The 16606-nt window shown below is 53.4% G+C and carries 10 protein-coding genes; 5 read left to right on the top strand and 5 right to left on the bottom strand.

Annotation, left to right across the window (positions count from 1 at the left end; translation table 11 throughout):
- Positions 1 to 137 precede the first annotated feature (137 nt).
- Genes KW808_RS06395 through KW808_RS06380 form a run of 4 tightly spaced genes read right to left on the bottom strand, consistent with a single transcriptional unit; the run spans position 138 to position 7939 of the window.
- Positions 138 to 2768, bottom strand: a complete 2631-nt coding sequence (locus KW808_RS06395; RefSeq protein WP_003861267.1) for an AAA family ATPase — start codon at positions 2766 to 2768, stop codon at positions 138 to 140.
- A 3-nt stretch (positions 2769 to 2771) separates the two neighbouring features.
- Positions 2772 to 3947, bottom strand: a complete 1176-nt coding sequence (locus KW808_RS06390; protein WP_034983683.1) for a metallophosphoesterase family protein — start codon at positions 3945 to 3947, stop codon at positions 2772 to 2774.
- Positions 3948 to 3987: 40 nt separating this feature from the next.
- Positions 3988 to 4842 (bottom strand): SWIM zinc finger family protein, encoded by an 855-nt coding sequence (locus tag KW808_RS06385; protein ID WP_003861264.1) that lies wholly within the window; start codon positions 4840 to 4842, stop codon positions 3988 to 3990.
- Positions 4835 to 7939, bottom strand: a complete 3105-nt coding sequence (locus KW808_RS06380) for a DEAD/DEAH box helicase (RefSeq protein ID WP_462574541.1) — start codon at positions 7937 to 7939, stop codon at positions 4835 to 4837. Before KW808_RS06380 ends, KW808_RS06385 begins: the two co-directional genes overlap by 8 nt.
- Positions 7940 to 8231: 292 nt before the next feature.
- On the opposite strand from KW808_RS06380, the gene putP reads away from it, so the two are divergent.
- The 3 genes from putP (at position 8232) to KW808_RS06365 (ending at position 10934) form a co-directional block, all read left to right on the top strand.
- Complete coding sequence (gene putP, locus KW808_RS06375) at positions 8232 to 9806, top strand: sodium/proline symporter PutP (protein WP_003861259.1); 1575 nt, start codon at positions 8232 to 8234, stop codon at positions 9804 to 9806.
- Positions 9807 to 9851: 45 nt separating this feature from the next.
- Positions 9852 to 10394, top strand: coding sequence for an HNH endonuclease family protein (locus KW808_RS06370; RefSeq protein ID WP_003861257.1), 543 nt, complete (start codon positions 9852 to 9854; stop codon positions 10392 to 10394).
- 66 nt (positions 10395 to 10460) lie between these two features.
- Positions 10461 to 10934 (top strand): hypothetical protein, encoded by a 474-nt coding sequence (locus KW808_RS06365; protein ID WP_003861254.1) that lies wholly within the window; start codon positions 10461 to 10463, stop codon positions 10932 to 10934.
- Positions 10935 to 11269: 335 nt separating this feature from the next.
- On the opposite strand, the gene KW808_RS06360 is transcribed toward KW808_RS06365, so the two are convergent.
- Complete coding sequence (locus tag KW808_RS06360; RefSeq protein WP_040072671.1) at positions 11270 to 13468, bottom strand: DEAD/DEAH box helicase; 2199 nt, start codon at positions 13466 to 13468, stop codon at positions 11270 to 11272.
- Between the two features lie 318 nt (positions 13469 to 13786).
- Here KW808_RS06360 and KW808_RS06355 point away from each other — a divergent pair, with 318 nt between their 5' ends.
- Together KW808_RS06355 and KW808_RS06350 are read left to right on the top strand one after the other, a co-directional pair.
- Positions 13787 to 15193 carry an amino acid permease gene (locus tag KW808_RS06355; RefSeq protein WP_003861251.1) on the top strand — a complete coding sequence of 469 codons (1407 nt, stop codon included), beginning with the start codon at positions 13787 to 13789 and terminating at the stop codon, positions 15191 to 15193.
- A 315-nt stretch (positions 15194 to 15508) separates the two neighbouring features.
- Positions 15509 to 16603, top strand: coding sequence for a DNA cytosine methyltransferase (locus KW808_RS06350; RefSeq protein ID WP_003861250.1), 1095 nt, complete (start codon positions 15509 to 15511; stop codon positions 16601 to 16603).
- Positions 16604 to 16606: the final 3 nt, after the last annotated feature.

Below are 16606 nucleotides of genomic sequence, written 5' to 3'. Positions count from 1 at the left end.
TTAGAGATGAGCTAAACAAAATGCTGGGTTCTGGATGAAGACTCATGGGAAATGCTCCGTTTCGCTGCATGAGTGGCTGCAGGGGTTGGTTACTTGATCAGCTACTTGCTTGGCTATTTGCTTGGCTTTTTGCTCAGCTACAGCAGAGCGTTGGCAGTTTTCAATGACTCGATGCTGTGCTTTTGGGTGACCTCTACATAGTTGTACCGGTCTGGAACACAGGTGAGAACAAACACCTGAGAGTCCTTGCCTGCATCACTAAACAGAGTAGATATGCGGGTCAGTCGCTCTGGGTCTGTGCTTCCCAATGCATCATCAATAAACACAGGCACAGCATCTTGCGCGGAGGATTCTGCTACCAATTCGGCGATAGCAAAGCGGGTGAGGATTGCCAGCTGTTCCTTTGCGCCGCCAGAAAGATTGGCAAGGTCCACTGTTCGTGGTCCTATGGAACGACTGGAGATCTTCAGCTCATCATCAAGATCAAAGTCTGCTGATTCTCCAAATACGGATGCTGCCAGCCTGGATAGTTTGTCCGCGAAGGGTGCTGCGTAGCGCTTTCGGGATTCATCTCGGTAGAACACCATGAGGTCAAAGAGACGACGTGCAGCGTGGGCGCGACGCTGTTCTGATTCAAACCGGTTTTCAGCTGCTGTCAGCGCAGACTTAACTTTATCTAGTCGTTCTTTCGCACCTGCAGCTACACCGATGAGGCCTTCCAGGCGCACCAACTCTGTGGTGGCATCAGACACTGCCGTTTTATACGATCGCACATTTGCTTCAGCAGCATCACACAAGCGTTGAGCCATGTCTGGGTTGGTTTTTGCCAAGACCTGTTCAATCTCCTGCTTCTGTACCCGCACCCTAGCTAGAGCTTCAGCGCACCGCTGTACAGCAGCATCAACTTCGTCATCCGAGGTTTCTGCCACTGCACGGTCTAATTCAACTTGTGTGGAAGAGAGGTTTCTCTGCAGTGCTGCGAGCTGAGCGTTGAAAACTGTCAGAGCTTTATCTACGGGACGCGAACGCAATCCATCAAGTGCTGCATTTGCGTGTTTATGCGCCTCCGCAGCGAGCTCTCTGGATTCTTCTGCCTCATTCAACTGAGTTTGCGCATCATCCACAGAAATTGATGGGTCTAGATCCTCTGGGACGTGCAGGCCTTCTAGCTCGGCACGTAAAACTGTTGTTTCTGTCCCACCGCTCATGCGCTGTTGTTCGCGAACCAGTTCTGCAATATCCGCGTCTCGTTGCTCTTGGGCAGTGAAACGTTCCCTGAGCTGGTCCAAGTCTGAGACGTCGAGTTGATCAAGCAGCTCCGCCAATGCTGCCTCGGCGGATTCAAAATCGGTGCGACTTTCCGCTGCTGTTTTTCCTGGGTTAATCACCAAGGTGACATCGCCGACCACGACGGTGAGTTCTCGGTCGAGGGCAACTGTGGTTCCAGCGTCGGTAGCTGAAACGGTGTCATCACCTAGTTGAATGTCGGTGGGTGTGGAAGCACTGAGGGTAATACTTCCCTGCTGCGCTTCAACAAGCGTCCTTTGGATATCGACCTCGGTGATCGCCTTTTGCAGAGCATCAATATCACGCTGGCTCACACGCACCGATGAGTGCTGGACGCTGCGCAATTCGTAGAGGCGCTGCCCAATTCGATCAAGTTCACCAAGCATAACCGTGAGGTGTTCTTTACGGTCACGGTTTTTGATTCCAGCAACCGATTGACGTGCTGCTTTCACCTTTTCAACGGCCAGAGTTTCAGCTGCGCGCGCTGCCTCGAACTTTTCACTTAAGGCTAGGAATTCTTCTGCTTCACGGGAAGCTTCTTGCGCCAGGTTCTCTTGCCCTGCTTCAGCCTTTTCGACTTCTGTCTGTGCTAATTCCAGCTTATTGCGGAGTTCTTTACGTCGTTTCTGAGCTCCTGTTGCCTGCTCTAACTGTTCTTCCGCCCGGGAAAACTGCGCAAGGATTTCCGTGGCTTGAGCTTTAACCTTTTGGGCTTCCTCCAGTTCTGCTTTCCTCCCTGCGAGTTCTTCCTCTGCCTTGGGTAACTGTGCTGTGGCCTGATCCCGATCAATTTCCAATCGTTTAACTCGGTCAACATGGGAGGAGAGCTTTGCTACTTCAGCGTTTGCCTGATCCAAATCAGCACGAAGGGTTTCCACCTGTTTGGAAAACTGTAGGAACCTCGTATTCGCCTTTCCGGAGTTGGTGTAGAACTTTAGGTATTCCTTTTCTACAGCCTCCATGAGTGCGGTGTCTTCGGTGGCATCTTCGGTATTGCCATTTTGAGCGTTCAAAGCGCTGGTCAGGGTAGGAATTCCTACAGCGCTGATACCTGCTTCTACTTCACCCTGTTTCATAAACAATGCGTCAAGCAAAGAGGTGTCCAAATGGCTTTCCAGTATTTCCGCCAGTGCAGCTTCGGCTTCTAGTCCACGGTGGTTGGATGGACGTGGCTCGATGACTTGCAGTTCTGCGGCTGTGGATTTTAGGAAGCGTTTGTGTATGCGGAATCGAACCGTGCCTACGGTTGCCTCGAGGGTGATGCTGATGGGAACATCACGATCAACAGGCTGAATGGCCTTGATCGTCTTGCTGGTGGTTCTGTGTTTACTATTCAGAACTGTTTTTATGGCTTCAAGGATTGAAGATTTGCCTTGCTCATTGTCACCGTGGATCACGATAACGCCCTGGTCAGGGATGTCACGAAGTTCTAGATGTTCGATGGCTCGGAAATTGTCAATGATGATTTCATGAATACGCATGTCTTAGACCTCCCGGCTTAGTCGGAACAATAGGTTGAGCGCATCGCGGTCTTGTTCCGACGCTGCACCATTGACCACAGAGTCAGCGAGCTCTCGCAATACTTCAGCGGCGTAACCTGTGGCATCGAGATTGGCTAATTCTTCCTCCCCTGGCTCCAGCACGAGGTCAGTGGTGCGTTCCCGAGGCTTGAGTGAGGCAAAGACGTCTTCTAACCCAGCGATGCCTTCTTCCAAACGCCTGTTTTGTTCCAGGGTGATGGTTCCGCGGAGACCATATTTGATGACTGTTCGAGATTTATCAGGGTATGCCTGCAAGGTATCCAAGAAATCTTCCACATCGGTACCCGAGGTGATTTCTTTAGATAAAGCGTGGAAGGTCCACTTCCCCACCTCGACTTCTTCGACTGAAACGTCACCCTTTGAGGCGCTGACAATGAGAACTTTGCCAGAGTTCACCTCACCGCCCACGCGGTCTGGATCTAAGTCATGGAAGTCTGTGGTCTCTGGAGCTCCAGAAAACCAGACTTTTCCACTGGTACCTACTGGCTGAGCCGAGTGGGTATCGCCGAGAGCGAGGTAATCAATCGTACCGTCAGCCAATTTGGCTTCAACAGTGTTCAGATCGATTAAGTCAGCCCGGTGGTCAGTGGTGCGAGCTTCTGCTTGGCCGTGCCCCACAGCGATACGGATGTTGGAGGTTGGTTCCAAATCTTTCAATGCTTCTGCCACTAGATCTGAAGTAGCCATCTTGTGCAGCAAGGGTGCTCCAATAATTTCCACCCCAGAGGCCACCCCATGCACGGTGGTGTCCGACAAGATTGTCACGCCATCAATATCTTTGGCGCGGTAAAACAACGAATCCGCTGTTAAAGGATCATGGTTACCCGGCAGCAGATAAACCGGCAGCTTTAAGGATCGTAAGGCTTCTAAGGCACGTCCAGTGGTGCGTTGTTCTAAAGAGTTGTGCTCGAAGACGTCGCCGGCGAGCACAATGAACTCGCACTGATTTTTCCGTGCGATCTTGCCCATCTTTTCGATGGCCCTAATCCGGTCATCGTCAAAACGGGCCTGGGCTTCATCGGATAAGAACCACCGTGTCATGCCTATTTGTAGGTCCGAGGAGTGTAAAAACTTTACTGTTGTATTCATAACGCCCATCTCATCATGCACGGTGGACATGGTTTCCTATTCGGGGGTAGCCCACAACCATAAGCCCTGGTTAATCAGTGTCTTCTTCCTCATACACTTGCTGGTTATCAGGGTGGTTGGCTACCAAAATCTCGTACATATCTTCAATATCACTGACCGCACGAAGCTGCTCCAGGGAGGTGTATGAGACCATCCTTAAAGCCTTGTGGAGGTAGTTGATATCGGAATCGTCGATAGCAGGGGCAATCTTTGGATCAGGCAAAGCAGGAAGTTCCCTGCCGTTCCAAAAACTGTCATTGTCTTCAGGTTCAGTTTCAACCTTGGTGTGATAGGTCCGAATAAGTGCTTCTAATCCAGCCATCCCTTGACCACGAATATCCAAGATCAGACCGGGGTCCGCGGTCATCTTCTCGGCAACGTGATACGCGCTGGCAACGGCATGTTTACACACAAGCGATCGGTCGGGGCAGGTGCAGTCAAAATAAATCGACTCATCAGGACTTCCCACCAAGTGATCCAGCATGGAGGAGGTCAGATGCCCATCACGCACAAGCCGCAGGCCATTGGGAGTATCCGCAATAGCTGCGTAGGCTTCGCGGAGTTTTTCCGAGCTTCGGTATGGGAAGGTCACTGTGGTAACAAACGGCTCGTTTTGGGAGCCCGCGACAGTGCATTCCACGCGGCCTTCCAGCACAGTCATGCCGGTGACATTGCCGTTTCGGTAGTACTGCTCACCGCGGGACCGTCGTCCGCTGTCGGCGTTTTTCTCCGTCAACATCACGGTACGAGTACCCGCTGGGCTGAATTGTTTGTGTCGTGATTTATTAATCACCTGGGTGCGGTCATCAGGAGTAGATACGCGCTGTTTGCTGCCAAAATTGGCGTAAATAACGTTATCCATTTTCACGCGGCGTGATTCAGTCATCTGCACCCTCCTTTTCGCGGTAACTCATCAGCATAGCCAATTCTTCTGGGTTGAGTTCGGTGATCCAGCCTTCGCCCTCGCCCACGATGGCGCTGGCCAGGTGTGTTTTTCCATCGAGGATATCTTGGATGGATTCCTCCATGGTTCCGACTGTGATCATCTTGTATACATCAACGTTTTTGCGCTGGCCGATGCGGAAGGCACGGTCAGTTGCTTGGTTTTCCACGGCTGGGTTCCACCATCTATCCATGTGGACCACGATGGATGCAGCTGTCAGGTTCAAGCCAGTACCGCCGGCTTTCAAAGACAGGATCATTGCCGGTGGTCCGTCTTCGGATTGGAATTCCGCCACCATGCGGTCGCGTCCTGGTTTGGTCACGCCGCCGTGCAGGAATGGGATATTCGTTCCCAATCGATCAGACAGGTACGGCGCCAAAATACGGCCAAAGGCTGCGTACTGGGTGAAGATCAGCATGCGGCGCTCTTCTTTTACTGCCGTATCGATCAGTTCCATGAGCGCTTCCACCTTGCCGGAACGGTGTTTACCTTTCAGTGTCACCTCTGAGCCGTCGCCAAGGAAGTGCGCTGGGTGGTTACAGATCTGCTTGATGCGCGTGATGGTCGCCAGGACCAGGCCTTTACGTGACATTCCTTGGCGTTCATCGAGTTGTTTCTGCACATCTTCAACCAGCGCTTTGTACAGAGATGCCTGTTCGGTGGTCATATCCACGCGGATGATCTGTTCGGTTTTCTCAGGCAGATCGTCGATGATATTCGGGTCGGTTTTGAGGCGTCGCAAAATAAACGGTGCGGTGAGCTGGCGGAGGCGCTCAGTCATGGTGTCGTCTTGTTCACGCTCAATGGCCTTGGCAAAGTGGTTGCGGAAAAACGATGCAGAACCCAGCACGCCGGGGTTGCAGAAGTCCAAGATGGAGCGCATTTCAGACAGGCGGTTTTCCACGGGCGTGCCAGTCAGTGCAACGCGGTGGCGGGAAGGCAACGAGCGCACTGCCTTTGATACGCGTGTGGAAGAGTTTTTAATTGCCTGCGCTTCATCGAGCACGACGCGTTCAAAACCTACCTGGCCCATGAGTTTGAAATCGCGGGTGATCACACCGTATGAGGTGATAATCAAGTCCATGCCCTTGGATTGACTCAGGAAATCGGCATCATTCAAACGCTGCGGGCCGTGATGCATCAATACCTTTAGTGAAGGCACAAATTTAGCCGCCTCGGCTGCCCAGTTTCCCACCACAGATGTTGGGCACACCACGAGCGTCGGGCCGCGTTCCAACTCTGGGTTTTCTGCGCGCTCGACTGCCAAAAGGGACAACAACTGGAGGGTTTTTCCCAAGCCCATGTCGTCGGCAAGCACTGCACCTAAATTATTTGCGGACATCCAGTACAGCCAGTCCACGCCACGTCGCTGGTATTCGCGCAGGTCAGCAAGGACCGTGTCGGGGATGTCGACGCGCACCGGCGCGGGTGTTTCGGTGCCGCCGAGCAAGGAGTTGAACCATTGCGAGCCGGTGAATTCCACTGGTTCGTTTTCGGCGGCTTTCAGTGCGATTTCGCGCAGTTCAGCAAGGGTTACTTCGCCTTGTCCATCGCCACTGAATTTCTCATTGAATTCCTTGCGGAGAGTTTCAGCCTTGGCAGCCAGGAGTTGCCAACCTTCTTCGCCGTTTGCTTCGGCGAGTTTGGCCTGCATGGCCACTTTTTCCATTTCGGTGCGCGCGCGTTTTTCGGAGGACTTTGATAGTTCCTCCATGTAGCTGGTGATGCGTCGCAACGCGTCTTGGTCCGCCATGACCCAATCGCCGCGCAGGCGGATGAGGCCTGTCTTGGAATCGATGAGTTCGCGCATCTCTTCGTCGGACAGCTGAATATCGCCGACGCTGATGCGCCAGTTGTATTCCACGAGCTGGTCAAGGCCAATGATTGCCTTGGTTGAAGAGTCCGCGGCATCATTCGGCGTGCGCGCTTCCACCTGCGCGCGGGTTTCATAGGTGCTCCAGGCTTTGGGCAGCATGACGGGAATGCCGGCTTTGCGCAGCTTGGCTACATCGTGGGAGATAAAGTTGACGATCTCCTCGGTGGTTAAGAAAATATCCCAGTCACCGTTTTGGGCGATGTCCACCATATGCCCCAGCATCGCGTCTTCGCGCGCAGGATCCAGCAGCATGGAGGTGGTTTTTGCGGTTTCGTATTGGGAGCGCAGTTTCTCCATTCCCCCGCTATCAATCGATCCTTTTTGAATCGCCTGTGGCGCATCCACGCCCGTGCGCACCATCAAACGCACCGGCCACACGGAATCCATCGGATCTTCATAATCCGATTCCGCAGGGGGCTCCTCCACCAAAATCACCAGCTGCAAAGACGCAGATGTAATGGTGTTTTTCCACTGATTCAGCGCATGGGTGAGCATGGTCGAGCCCTTGCGCAGCGAATGGTTAAACAGCAACGCCTCAACAAACTCATGGCGCGCATACGGCATGGTTTCATCGCGGTAATCACGCAAAATGGCGTTGGCGATCCAGTGCGGAAGCTCATTGGACATGCTTCCGGCCAAATCTCGGCCACCATTAATCCGCAAAATACCCGGCGCGGCATGGTTCATTTCCGCGAGCCACCCACGCTCCGACAGGCTGGCAGATAGTTGCCACTGCGGCCACCAGGCATTATCCATCATCACCGTGCGAAGCGTGACGCGGCCGGCCTGCACAAAACGCGCCAGGCCTTGATACATGGCAATCAGCCACCACAGATCGGGCGCAATGGAGTCACGTTGCGCTCGGGTGGCGGCAGGGGTTTCTGCTTTCAAAAAACTTAATTGTGAGAAAACCGTGACTGCTTCTTCAGGGGTAAAAGCTGCTGTTGGCGTGGGCAGCTCAACATGGCGCCCTTTCGGAGTGCGCAGATGCACATTCATGCGCGCGCGGAAGGTTTTCCCGTCAAGGATTTGCTCCACTACCGGCGGGAACGTGCCTTTTTCCACCGCCTCTGGAAGCACAATTCGGTGCCCTTCGACCTGCTCAATCCACAGTTGCAGACCGCGATCTTTGATCCAGAGACCGTGAAGCAAGTGAGAAGTCATGAATTCATTTCACCTATGTTGAAGAGTGGTTTCTCGTAACCTTGTGCGAAACCATTGGACAAGTACTCCAGCCTACCGGTTATTTGAAAAATCACCACTGCTTAAAAGATTTTGCTTGTCGACGCCACCCCTCACCCGCCCCGGCCCGGGTTGCGCGCCACCCGCGCAGATAGGGGTGATTTTCATGCTTGTGTATATTCAGACACCCACGTCGATTAGCGTTGTAGTTCACAGTGCTTATTTTTTATTTGTATCTTTGCACGTTTGTCCCCTACCCAAAAGGAGAAACCTAATGAGTGATAACACATGGTTCATCATAGCCATCGTCATCTACATGTTGGTCATGGTGCTCATCGGCTATTGGAGTTACCGCAAGACAGAAAAATACGACGACTACATGCTCGCCGGCCGCGGGCTCAACCCTTTTGTCGCCGCAATGTCCGCAGGTGCCTCAGATATGTCAGGTTGGCTGCTCATGGGTCTGCCCGGCGCGCTGTTTGTCACCGGCATGTCCGAGTTGTGGATCGCAGTCGGACTCACCATTGGTGCATGGGCGAACTGGATGTGGGTGGCACCTCGTCTTCGTTCTTATTCCGAAATCTCGGCCAACTCAATCACCCTGCCTTCATTCTTTGAGAACCGACTTCGCGATAAATCTCGCGCGCTTCGCATCGTTGCAGCACTAATTATCATTGTGTTCTTCACCTTCTACATTTCTTCAGGCATGGTTGCTGGTGGAGTGTATTGGGAGTCCACGTTTGGTGGAGATTATCTACTCGGTATGGCCATTGTCGCAGGTGTGACAGTGCTGTATACCTTCATTGGAGGATTCCTTGCTGTGTCTTATACAGACGCAGTTCAGGGGACTATCATGTTCTTCTCGTTGATCATCGTGCCAATCCTGGCATATTTCGCACTAGCGAACCCCATGGATATTTGGAGCTTTGCAAGCTCTAATGATTACGGCCCGCACACCGATGGAATTGGCAATCCCACCTACTTCTCCATGATCAGTGGCATTTCTGCAGCAGCAATCATTGGTAACTTAGGTTGGGGTCTTGGATACTTCGGCCAGCCACACATTGTGGTTCGTTTCATGGCACTTCGCACACCAGCTGAAGCAAAGCAAGGTCGTCGCATCGGTATTTCCTGGATGATAATCTGCCTGATTGGTGCAACCTTTACCGCAATTATCTCCACAGTTTTCTTTGTACAAAACCCCGACGCCAACATCACTGACACAAGGGCTTATGAGTCCATCTTCCTAGATCTTGCCCGGATGCTGTTCCACCCATTGATCGCTGGACTTATTCTGTCTGCTGTTCTCGCGGCCATCATGTCTACCATGTCGTCACAGCTGCTGGTCACCGCATCTTCCCTGATTGAGGACCTGCTGAAGGTAGTTAAAAAGGACTCGCTGAGCGAACGCACCCTGATCATGCTGTCTCGTGCCACAGTCATCATTCTGGCGATCATTGCAGCAGCCATGGCTATTAACCCGTCTGATTCCATCCTCGGATTGGTGGGATTTGCGTGGGCAGGATTCGGCTCTGCATTTGGTCCGATCATACTTGCTAGCCTTTATTGGAAGCGTCTCAACGCCGCCGGCGCTATCTCCGGCATGATTACTGGTGCTATTGTCTCCATCGCGTGGGGTATGTCCCCACTAAGCGATACGTTGTATGAAATCATCCCAGGTTTCGCCTTGGCAACCATCGTGATGGTCGTTGTTTCCCTCCTGACAAAGGAACCCTCCGAAGAAATCCTCAACGAGTTTGAAACCGCCAAGGATCTGGCTGCCGCTGTGGAATCAAACGAGGATGTTGATTTCGCTGACGCAGCTAAGAAGCTTTCGAAAGAAAGTTAAGCCTTAGAGGGAACCAAACGCCAAGGTGATGAGTCTAACCCGAGTATGAAGAACTTTATTCGGGTACTCATCGCCTTTAGTGTTTTCCTCTGTATATATACCGTTGCTCCTCACATTGGCCGAGGTCCTGGAGACCTTGCACCAGTTACAGCAATCCCCCAACGAGCCACAGTCCTAGGCTATGACAGAGCCTCCATGTTTGGCGGATGGTTGGGTGGCGTGCGCGAAGGCATCGTGGATGAAGCCGGCGACACTGATCCATACTCCGGGAATCGATTAGACCTCTCTAGTGCCGAGGTGGATCATATTCTCCCGCTCAGCGCCGCCTGGGATCTAGGCGCACACCGGTGGAGCGCTGGCGAGAGAATCAGCTTTGCCAACGACCCCCTCAACCTCGTGCTCGTCTCAAAAGCTGAAAACCAAGAAAAATCCGATCAGCTTCCCAGCGAGTGGCTCCCCTCTGATCGACACGCACGATGTTGGTATGTGGAACGCCTTTTCGCCGTCGCTAATGCCTACGAACTTCCCCTACCAGAAGACGACATTCGGGTTAGCCGAAAACAGTGCGGGTTCGCCAAACCTTGGTGATCTAGTTAGTGTATATATCAAGCATTTTTCTTTTTGCACAACCATAATTGAAAGGTCCACCAGCCCGTGACCACCATCATGATCGCTATTCACGCTATTGCAGCAATCCTGTTCCTAGGACCAGCAACAGTAGCTAACTCTCAGTTCCACGTCCGCGCATTCGATGCACACAACGGCAACACCCAAGCCGCTGGCTCCGCAAAAACCCTTTTCAAGATCTCCCAGTCCTACGGCATGCTGTCCCTGCTCGTGCCTTTGCTGGGTATCGCCATCATGCTTCTCGATTGGTCCTTCTACAAGTCTGAAGGCCAGTTCCACGCAGCAATCGCTCTCAGTGTTATCACCTGGGCGCTGCTTCTCTTCGTCATCTTCCCACGCCAGAAGAAGATGATGGGCGCTCTCGGCCTCCTGGAGGACGACGAGCAGGCTGCAAAGACTTACGAGATCGAAAACTGGGACAAGGCGAAGAGCCAGCTGTCCATGTTCGGCGGCATCTGGGCTCTGCTGTGGGTCATCATCGCTGTGCTGATGTTCATCTAACACATCTCAAATTGCCAAAACCACCAAGAACTTTTTCTTGGTGGTTTTTTGCTGCTCAGATCCGAAGACTGCTCTGCTGCCAACCGAGTGCAGCTTAAAACCCAGCAGTTTTAGGCCTAATCACTAAGTACTCTTCAACTAGGCACGCTGCCCCATATCAGCACTTCCCACATCAAGAAAACGAGCACGCTACACGGAAGAATCCTGTTGTGAGTCGCCCATCCCGCCCCTCATAAGAAAAAATCCGTTGCCCTCTCAACAAAGAGAGAGCAACGGATTTTTCTAGCTAAGCACCAGACTCAGGCGAAAACCTGAGCTGAAGCTAAAGCGAACTCTTAATCGCGTCCGCCACGGTAACCGCCACGGCCACCACGGTCTCCGCGGTCGTCGCGTCCACGGAATCCACCGCGTCCGCCACGATCGTCACGGTCACGTCCACCGCGGAAACCTCCACGGCTTCCACGATCGTCACGGTCGCGTCCACGTCCACCGCGGTCATCACGGTCGCCGCGGAATCCGCCGCGTCCGCCACGGTCATCGCGCTCGAAGCGGCGTGGTGGGCGTCCACCGGAGTCGCGTTCGATGTTGATGAGCTGGCCGGAGATGCGGGTGTCGCGCAGGTTGTCAAGAACGCTCTGTGGGAGGTCCTTTGGCAGTTCAACCAGGGTGTGGTCGGCTGCGATGGTGATGCGGCCGAAGTCCTTGGAGTTCAGGCCACCTTCGTTGGCGAGTGCACCAACGATTGCGCCTGGGCGGATGTGCTGGCGCTTGCCCACTGCGAGGCGGTAGGTTGCCAGGTTCTCGTCGTCGCGGTCGAAGCGTGAGCCACGATCTCCGCGGCCGCCACGGTCACGGTCGCGTCCACGTCCACCACGGTCGTCGAAGTCACGGTCACGACGGCGGTCGTTGCGCTCGCGGCGCTCTGGTGGGAGCTCCTTGAGCAGGAAGTCGCCGGACTGTGCCTGGGTTGCCAGTGCCGCTGCGATGTCCTCTAGAGGAACGTCGTTGGCCTGGGAGTATTCCTTGACCAGGGTGCGGAACAGGTCCATCTGCTTGTCCTCGAGGGACTTGGTGATGGAGTCAGCAAACTTGACCTTGCGGAAGTCGTTGACCTGATCGACGGTTGGCAGTTCCATTTCGTGCAGTGGTGCGTTGGTTGCGCGCTCGATGGAGCGAAGCATACGACGCTCACGTGGGGTCACGAACAGGATTGCCTCGCCGGTACGACCTGCACGGCCGGTGCGGCCGATGCGGTGAACGTAGGACTCGGTGTCGTTTGGAATGTCGAAGTTAAGCACGTGGGAGATGCGCTCAACGTCAAGACCACGGGCTGCAACGTCGGTTGCAACGAGGATGTCCAGGCGGCCGTCCTTCAGCTGGTCGACGGTGCGCTCACGCTGTGCCTGAGCAATGTCACCGTTGATGGCTGCTGCGGAGAATCCGCGTGCACGGAGCTTTTCAGCAACTTCTTCAGTTTCGTGCTTGGTGCGCACGAACATGATCATTGCTTCAAACTCGGTGACCTCGAGAATACGGGTCAGTGCATCCATCTTGTTGCGGTGTGCAACGTTGAGGAAGCGCTGGGTGATGTTGGTGTTAGTCCTGGTCTCGGACTTAACGGTGATTTCAGCAGGGTTGTTCAGGTACTGCTTGGACAGGCGACGAATGCCGTTTGGCATCGTTGCGGAGAATAGTGCAACTTGCTTCTCGTCTGGGGTGTCCTCGAGGATGCGCTCGACATCTTCCTGGAAGCCCATGTTCAGCATCTCGTCTGCTTCATCGAGCACGAGGAAGCGCAGTCCGGAGATATCCAGGGAGCCCTTTTCGAGGTGGTCAATGATTCGGCCTGGGGTACCCACGACGATGTGAGCGCCACGACGCAGACCAGAGAGCTGAATGCCGTAAGCCTGTCCACCATAGATTGGCAGAACGTTCAGGCCACCGACGTGGTCAGCGAAGGACTGGAAGGAGTCAGCAACCTGAAGTGCCAGCTCACGGGTAGGGGCAAGCACAAGTGCCTGTGGGCTGCGCACGGACTTGTCAATACGGGAAAGGATTGGCAGCGCGAAAGCTGCGGTCTTACCGGTACCGGTCTGTGCTAGACCAACAACATCCTGGCCCTCCATGAGGATTGGGATGGTTTGTGCCTGAATTGGGGAAGGAGTTTCGTAACCCACCTTGCGCACAGCGTCAAGAACACGCTCTGGCAGTCCGAGTGCATCGAAGCCGGACTTGGCTTCCGTAGAGGATGACTCGTTTGAAGGCTGGTTAGCACCTTCCGAGGAGTCCTCATTCTCATTGATTACATTGCTCGCGTTGTCTGCATCTGCAGAGTCGGCGTCCTCAGAAGTATCCGCAACCCTGGTGATCTCTTCGCTACCCTCAGATGCTGGTGCATCTTCAACAGTGTTGGTTGGGGTTTCGAGAGCGAAGTCAGCTGATGCTGAGTCACCCTGCGGGGTTTCCTGAGATTCCGACGAAATGACGTTATTCGGCTGTTCTACGTCGCCGTTGACGTTCTCGGTATTACTCATTGTTCCTTTAAGTTACGCTAAATATCATCAAAACTCCATATGCAATTCCACTTCCGCCGCGGGTGCCCATACAGGTGAGCAGGGAAAATGGGACATTGCTCACATAAACGTCTCAAAAATGCTTTTCGACGTCCACTTCCACCCCATTCACGCGTCAATCCCAGTGACACGCGCCACCAATTCTCGACTTTGAGTCGTTGACCTCCACAGTGAAACATCAGTAAAAGTGCACCGACACTAAGAATCCTTATCCTTCAGAGTAAGGTGATCTGCGTCAAAAAATGTCCGCTATTCACCCGAAACGAGGTCAGCATCTCGATGAATGCCTCCCCTGCCCCAACCCGATCTTTTAAAGGATTGCGGGCTCGACACATTCACTTCATCGCGCTGGGTTCCGCGATCGGCACCGGCTTGTTCTACGGTTCCGCTGGCGCAATCCAAGCAGCTGGTCCATCAGTACTCTTGGTCTACCTTCTCGGTGGCGCCGTCGTGTACTTCATGCTGCGCGCACTCGGCGAGATGGCTGTCCACCACCCAGTCCGTGGCTCCTTTGCCGTTTACACCCGCGCACACCTAGGCGGATGGGCAGGCTACATCACCGGCTGGATGTTCGCGTTTGAGATGCTCATCGTCTGCCTGGCTGACCTCACAGCCATCGGCATCTATATGAACTTCTGGTTCCCCGGCACCCCACAATGGACTTGGGTGGTAGCCACCCTTCTTGTTGTCGGTGGCGCAAACCTCGCATCAGTGCGTTGGTTCGGTGAGCTCGAGTTCATCTTCACCATCATTAAGGTCACCGCAGTTGTCGCCATGATCGTCGGCGGCGCAGCCATCCTCGCATTCGGTCTCGGCGCCAACGCTGAAGTTGCCGGCGTATCCAACCTCTGGGAACACGGCGGATTCTTCCCCAACGGTGTTGAAGGCATGATCGCAGCCTTCATCCTTGTTCTCTTCGCATTCGGTGGCACCGAAATCATCGGTGTTGCAGGCTCTGAAGCTGAAGATCCTGAGAAGTCCATCCCCAAGGCTGTTAATACTGTCCCAGTACGCATCCTCCTCTTCTATGTGGGTGCCATCCTGGTGATCCTTGCCCTTAATCCTTGGCCTTCCATCACCGGCGAAGAATCCCCATTCGTCCAGATTTTCGACACCCTCGGCGTCAACTGGGCTGCTGGTCTCCTCAACGCCGTGGTCATCACCGCTGCACTGTCTGCCATCAACGCTGACCTCTTCGGGGCTGGCCGCGTTCTCACTGGTCTTGCGAAGGAGAACCTCGCACCAAAGGCCATGGGCAAGATCGCCAAGAACGGCGTTCCAGTCATGACCACCACCATCATGATCATCGTCTTGATCGTGGGAGTAATCCTCAACGCAGTGCTTCCTGAGCGCGTCTTCGAGATCGTCGCTTCCCTAGCAACCTTCGCCACAGTTTACGTCTGGCTGATGATCCTGCTCGCACAGGTGGGATCCCGCCGAAACATGCCGGCCGACGAGGTCAAGTCCCTGAAGTTCCCTGTCCCCTTCTACCCCTTCGGACAATACTTCGCGATCCTATTTATCGCCTTCACCTTCGGCATCATGGTCTGGTACGACAACTACCACCTGCCACTCGCCGTCGGCGTTGGATTCCTTGTCCTGATGACAATCCTTTACTACGCCACAGGCCGACCAAAAGCGATCGCTCCGATCAACTATGAAGAATTAGATCCGCGACGCGATTAATCCTTTTCCAAATAAGTAGGGCCTGAACTTTCGTTCAGGCCCTACTTATTTGTTAAACGAGTCATATTCCGCCCTCAACTTAAATAAACTCATCATCTGGAATCCCATGCATGGAATTTTCTGCGCATGACATAGACTTGAACCTTCTGAGAAGTGCTTTAATTGCGGTTCTTTCCGGAGAACACTTCCCACCCAAATCAAACACATTTTCTAATGTGGCTATGGTTGATGTCGTCCCCTCAAAGTACGTTCATCAACATCATTCGAGTTTTAGAACGGGTCTTCAATCGAATTCCCGAAGGAGTAATCGTTTACATGACTAACAAACCAAAAGTTGTTTCCACATTCACTGGTTGTGGTGGCCTTGACATCGGTTTCGAAGAAGAAGGTTTCGAGACTGTCTGGGCCAACGATTTCAACGAGCTCGCATGCAAGTCCTACCGCCACAACCTAGGCGACCACATTGTCCACGGTGATATTACGGAAATTGACCCTTTTACCGACGAGACCATTCCCGACGCCGATGTAGTCACTGGCGGATTCCCATGCCAAGACTTCTCAGTCATCTGGAAACGCCCTGGTCTTGACGGTTCACGTGGAGGCCTCTACAAAAACTTCCGCGACTTCGTTGCCGCAAAGCAGCCTAAGGTCTTCGTTGCAGAGAATGTAAAAGGTCTTCTCACAGCAAATAAAAAAATGGCAATCAAGACAATTGTTGAAGATCTTGAAGCAGTGGCACCCGGCTATATGGTGAAGCCACGCCTTTACAACTTCGCAGAGTACGGAGTTCCCCAGTTCCGCGAACGTGTACTCATTGTCGGTATTCGACTCGATACTGGGTTCAATTTCAAACACCCAAAGCCAACCCACGGCCCTCGAAGCGAAGGAACTCCCTATGTAACCGCTGGTCAGGCATTGGAAGGAGTTGAAAAGGTACCTTTCAACAACACTCTGCATAAGCAAATGCCACGCACGAAGCAAATCATTGATTTGATTCCGGAGGGTGGCAACTTCACTGATATTCCAAAAGACCACCCCCTTTACGTCAAAGGAATGATCAGCCACGTTTACCGTCGCATTCACCGCGACGAGCCTGCAAAGACAATCATTGCTGCTGGTGGCGGTGGCACTTGGGGATACCACTACCCTGAACCACGCGCCCTGACCAACCGTGAACGAGCTCGTCTTCAATCCTTCCCCGACACCTATGAATTCTTGGGTTCACCGACGGAAGTTCGACGTCAGATTGGCAATGCGGTTCCGCCACGTGGCGTTCAAGCATTGGCAGAGAGATTGATGAAGGTATTTACTGGTGACTACACTCCGGTAGATCTAACTGCTGAAGTTGCTCGTCTTCAGGCAATGTCCATCGCAGAACGCATCAAAGATGCTGAGATGGAAGTAGATTAGATT

The organism is [Brevibacterium] flavum, from assembly GCF_019317305.1.
Taxonomy (GTDB): domain Bacteria; phylum Actinomycetota; class Actinomycetes; order Mycobacteriales; family Mycobacteriaceae; genus Corynebacterium; species Corynebacterium glutamicum.
Note: the sequence above shows the minus strand (reverse complement) of the source record. Positions and strands in the feature narration are given on the sequence as shown.

Bases quoted from the DNA above. Each gene is read 5' to 3' on its own strand.
- putP (WP_003861259.1), top strand. From the start codon at position 8,232: ATGAGTGATAACACATGGTTCATCATAGCCATCGTCATCTACATGTTG.
- KW808_RS06385 (WP_003861264.1), bottom strand. From the start codon at position 4,842: ATGACTGAATCACGCCGCGTGAAAATGGATAACGTTATTTACGCCAAT.
- KW808_RS06370 (WP_003861257.1), top strand. From the start codon at position 9,852: ATGAAGAACTTTATTCGGGTACTCATCGCCTTTAGTGTTTTCCTCTGT.
- KW808_RS06395 (WP_003861267.1), bottom strand. From the start codon at position 2,768: ATGCGTATTCATGAAATCATCATTGACAATTTCCGAGCCATCGAACAT.
- KW808_RS06380 (WP_462574541.1), bottom strand. From the start codon at position 7,939: ATGACTTCTCACTTGCTTCACGGTCTCTGGATCAAAGATCGCGGTCTG.
- KW808_RS06360 (WP_040072671.1), bottom strand. From the start codon at position 13,468: ATGAGTAATACCGAGAACGTCAACGGCGACGTAGAACAGCCGAATAAC.
- KW808_RS06390 (WP_034983683.1), bottom strand. From the start codon at position 3,947: ATGTCCACCGTGCATGATGAGATGGGCGTTATGAATACAACAGTAAAG.
- KW808_RS06350 (WP_003861250.1), top strand. From the start codon at position 15,509: ATGACTAACAAACCAAAAGTTGTTTCCACATTCACTGGTTGTGGTGGC.
- KW808_RS06355 (WP_003861251.1), top strand. From the start codon at position 13,787: ATGAATGCCTCCCCTGCCCCAACCCGATCTTTTAAAGGATTGCGGGCT.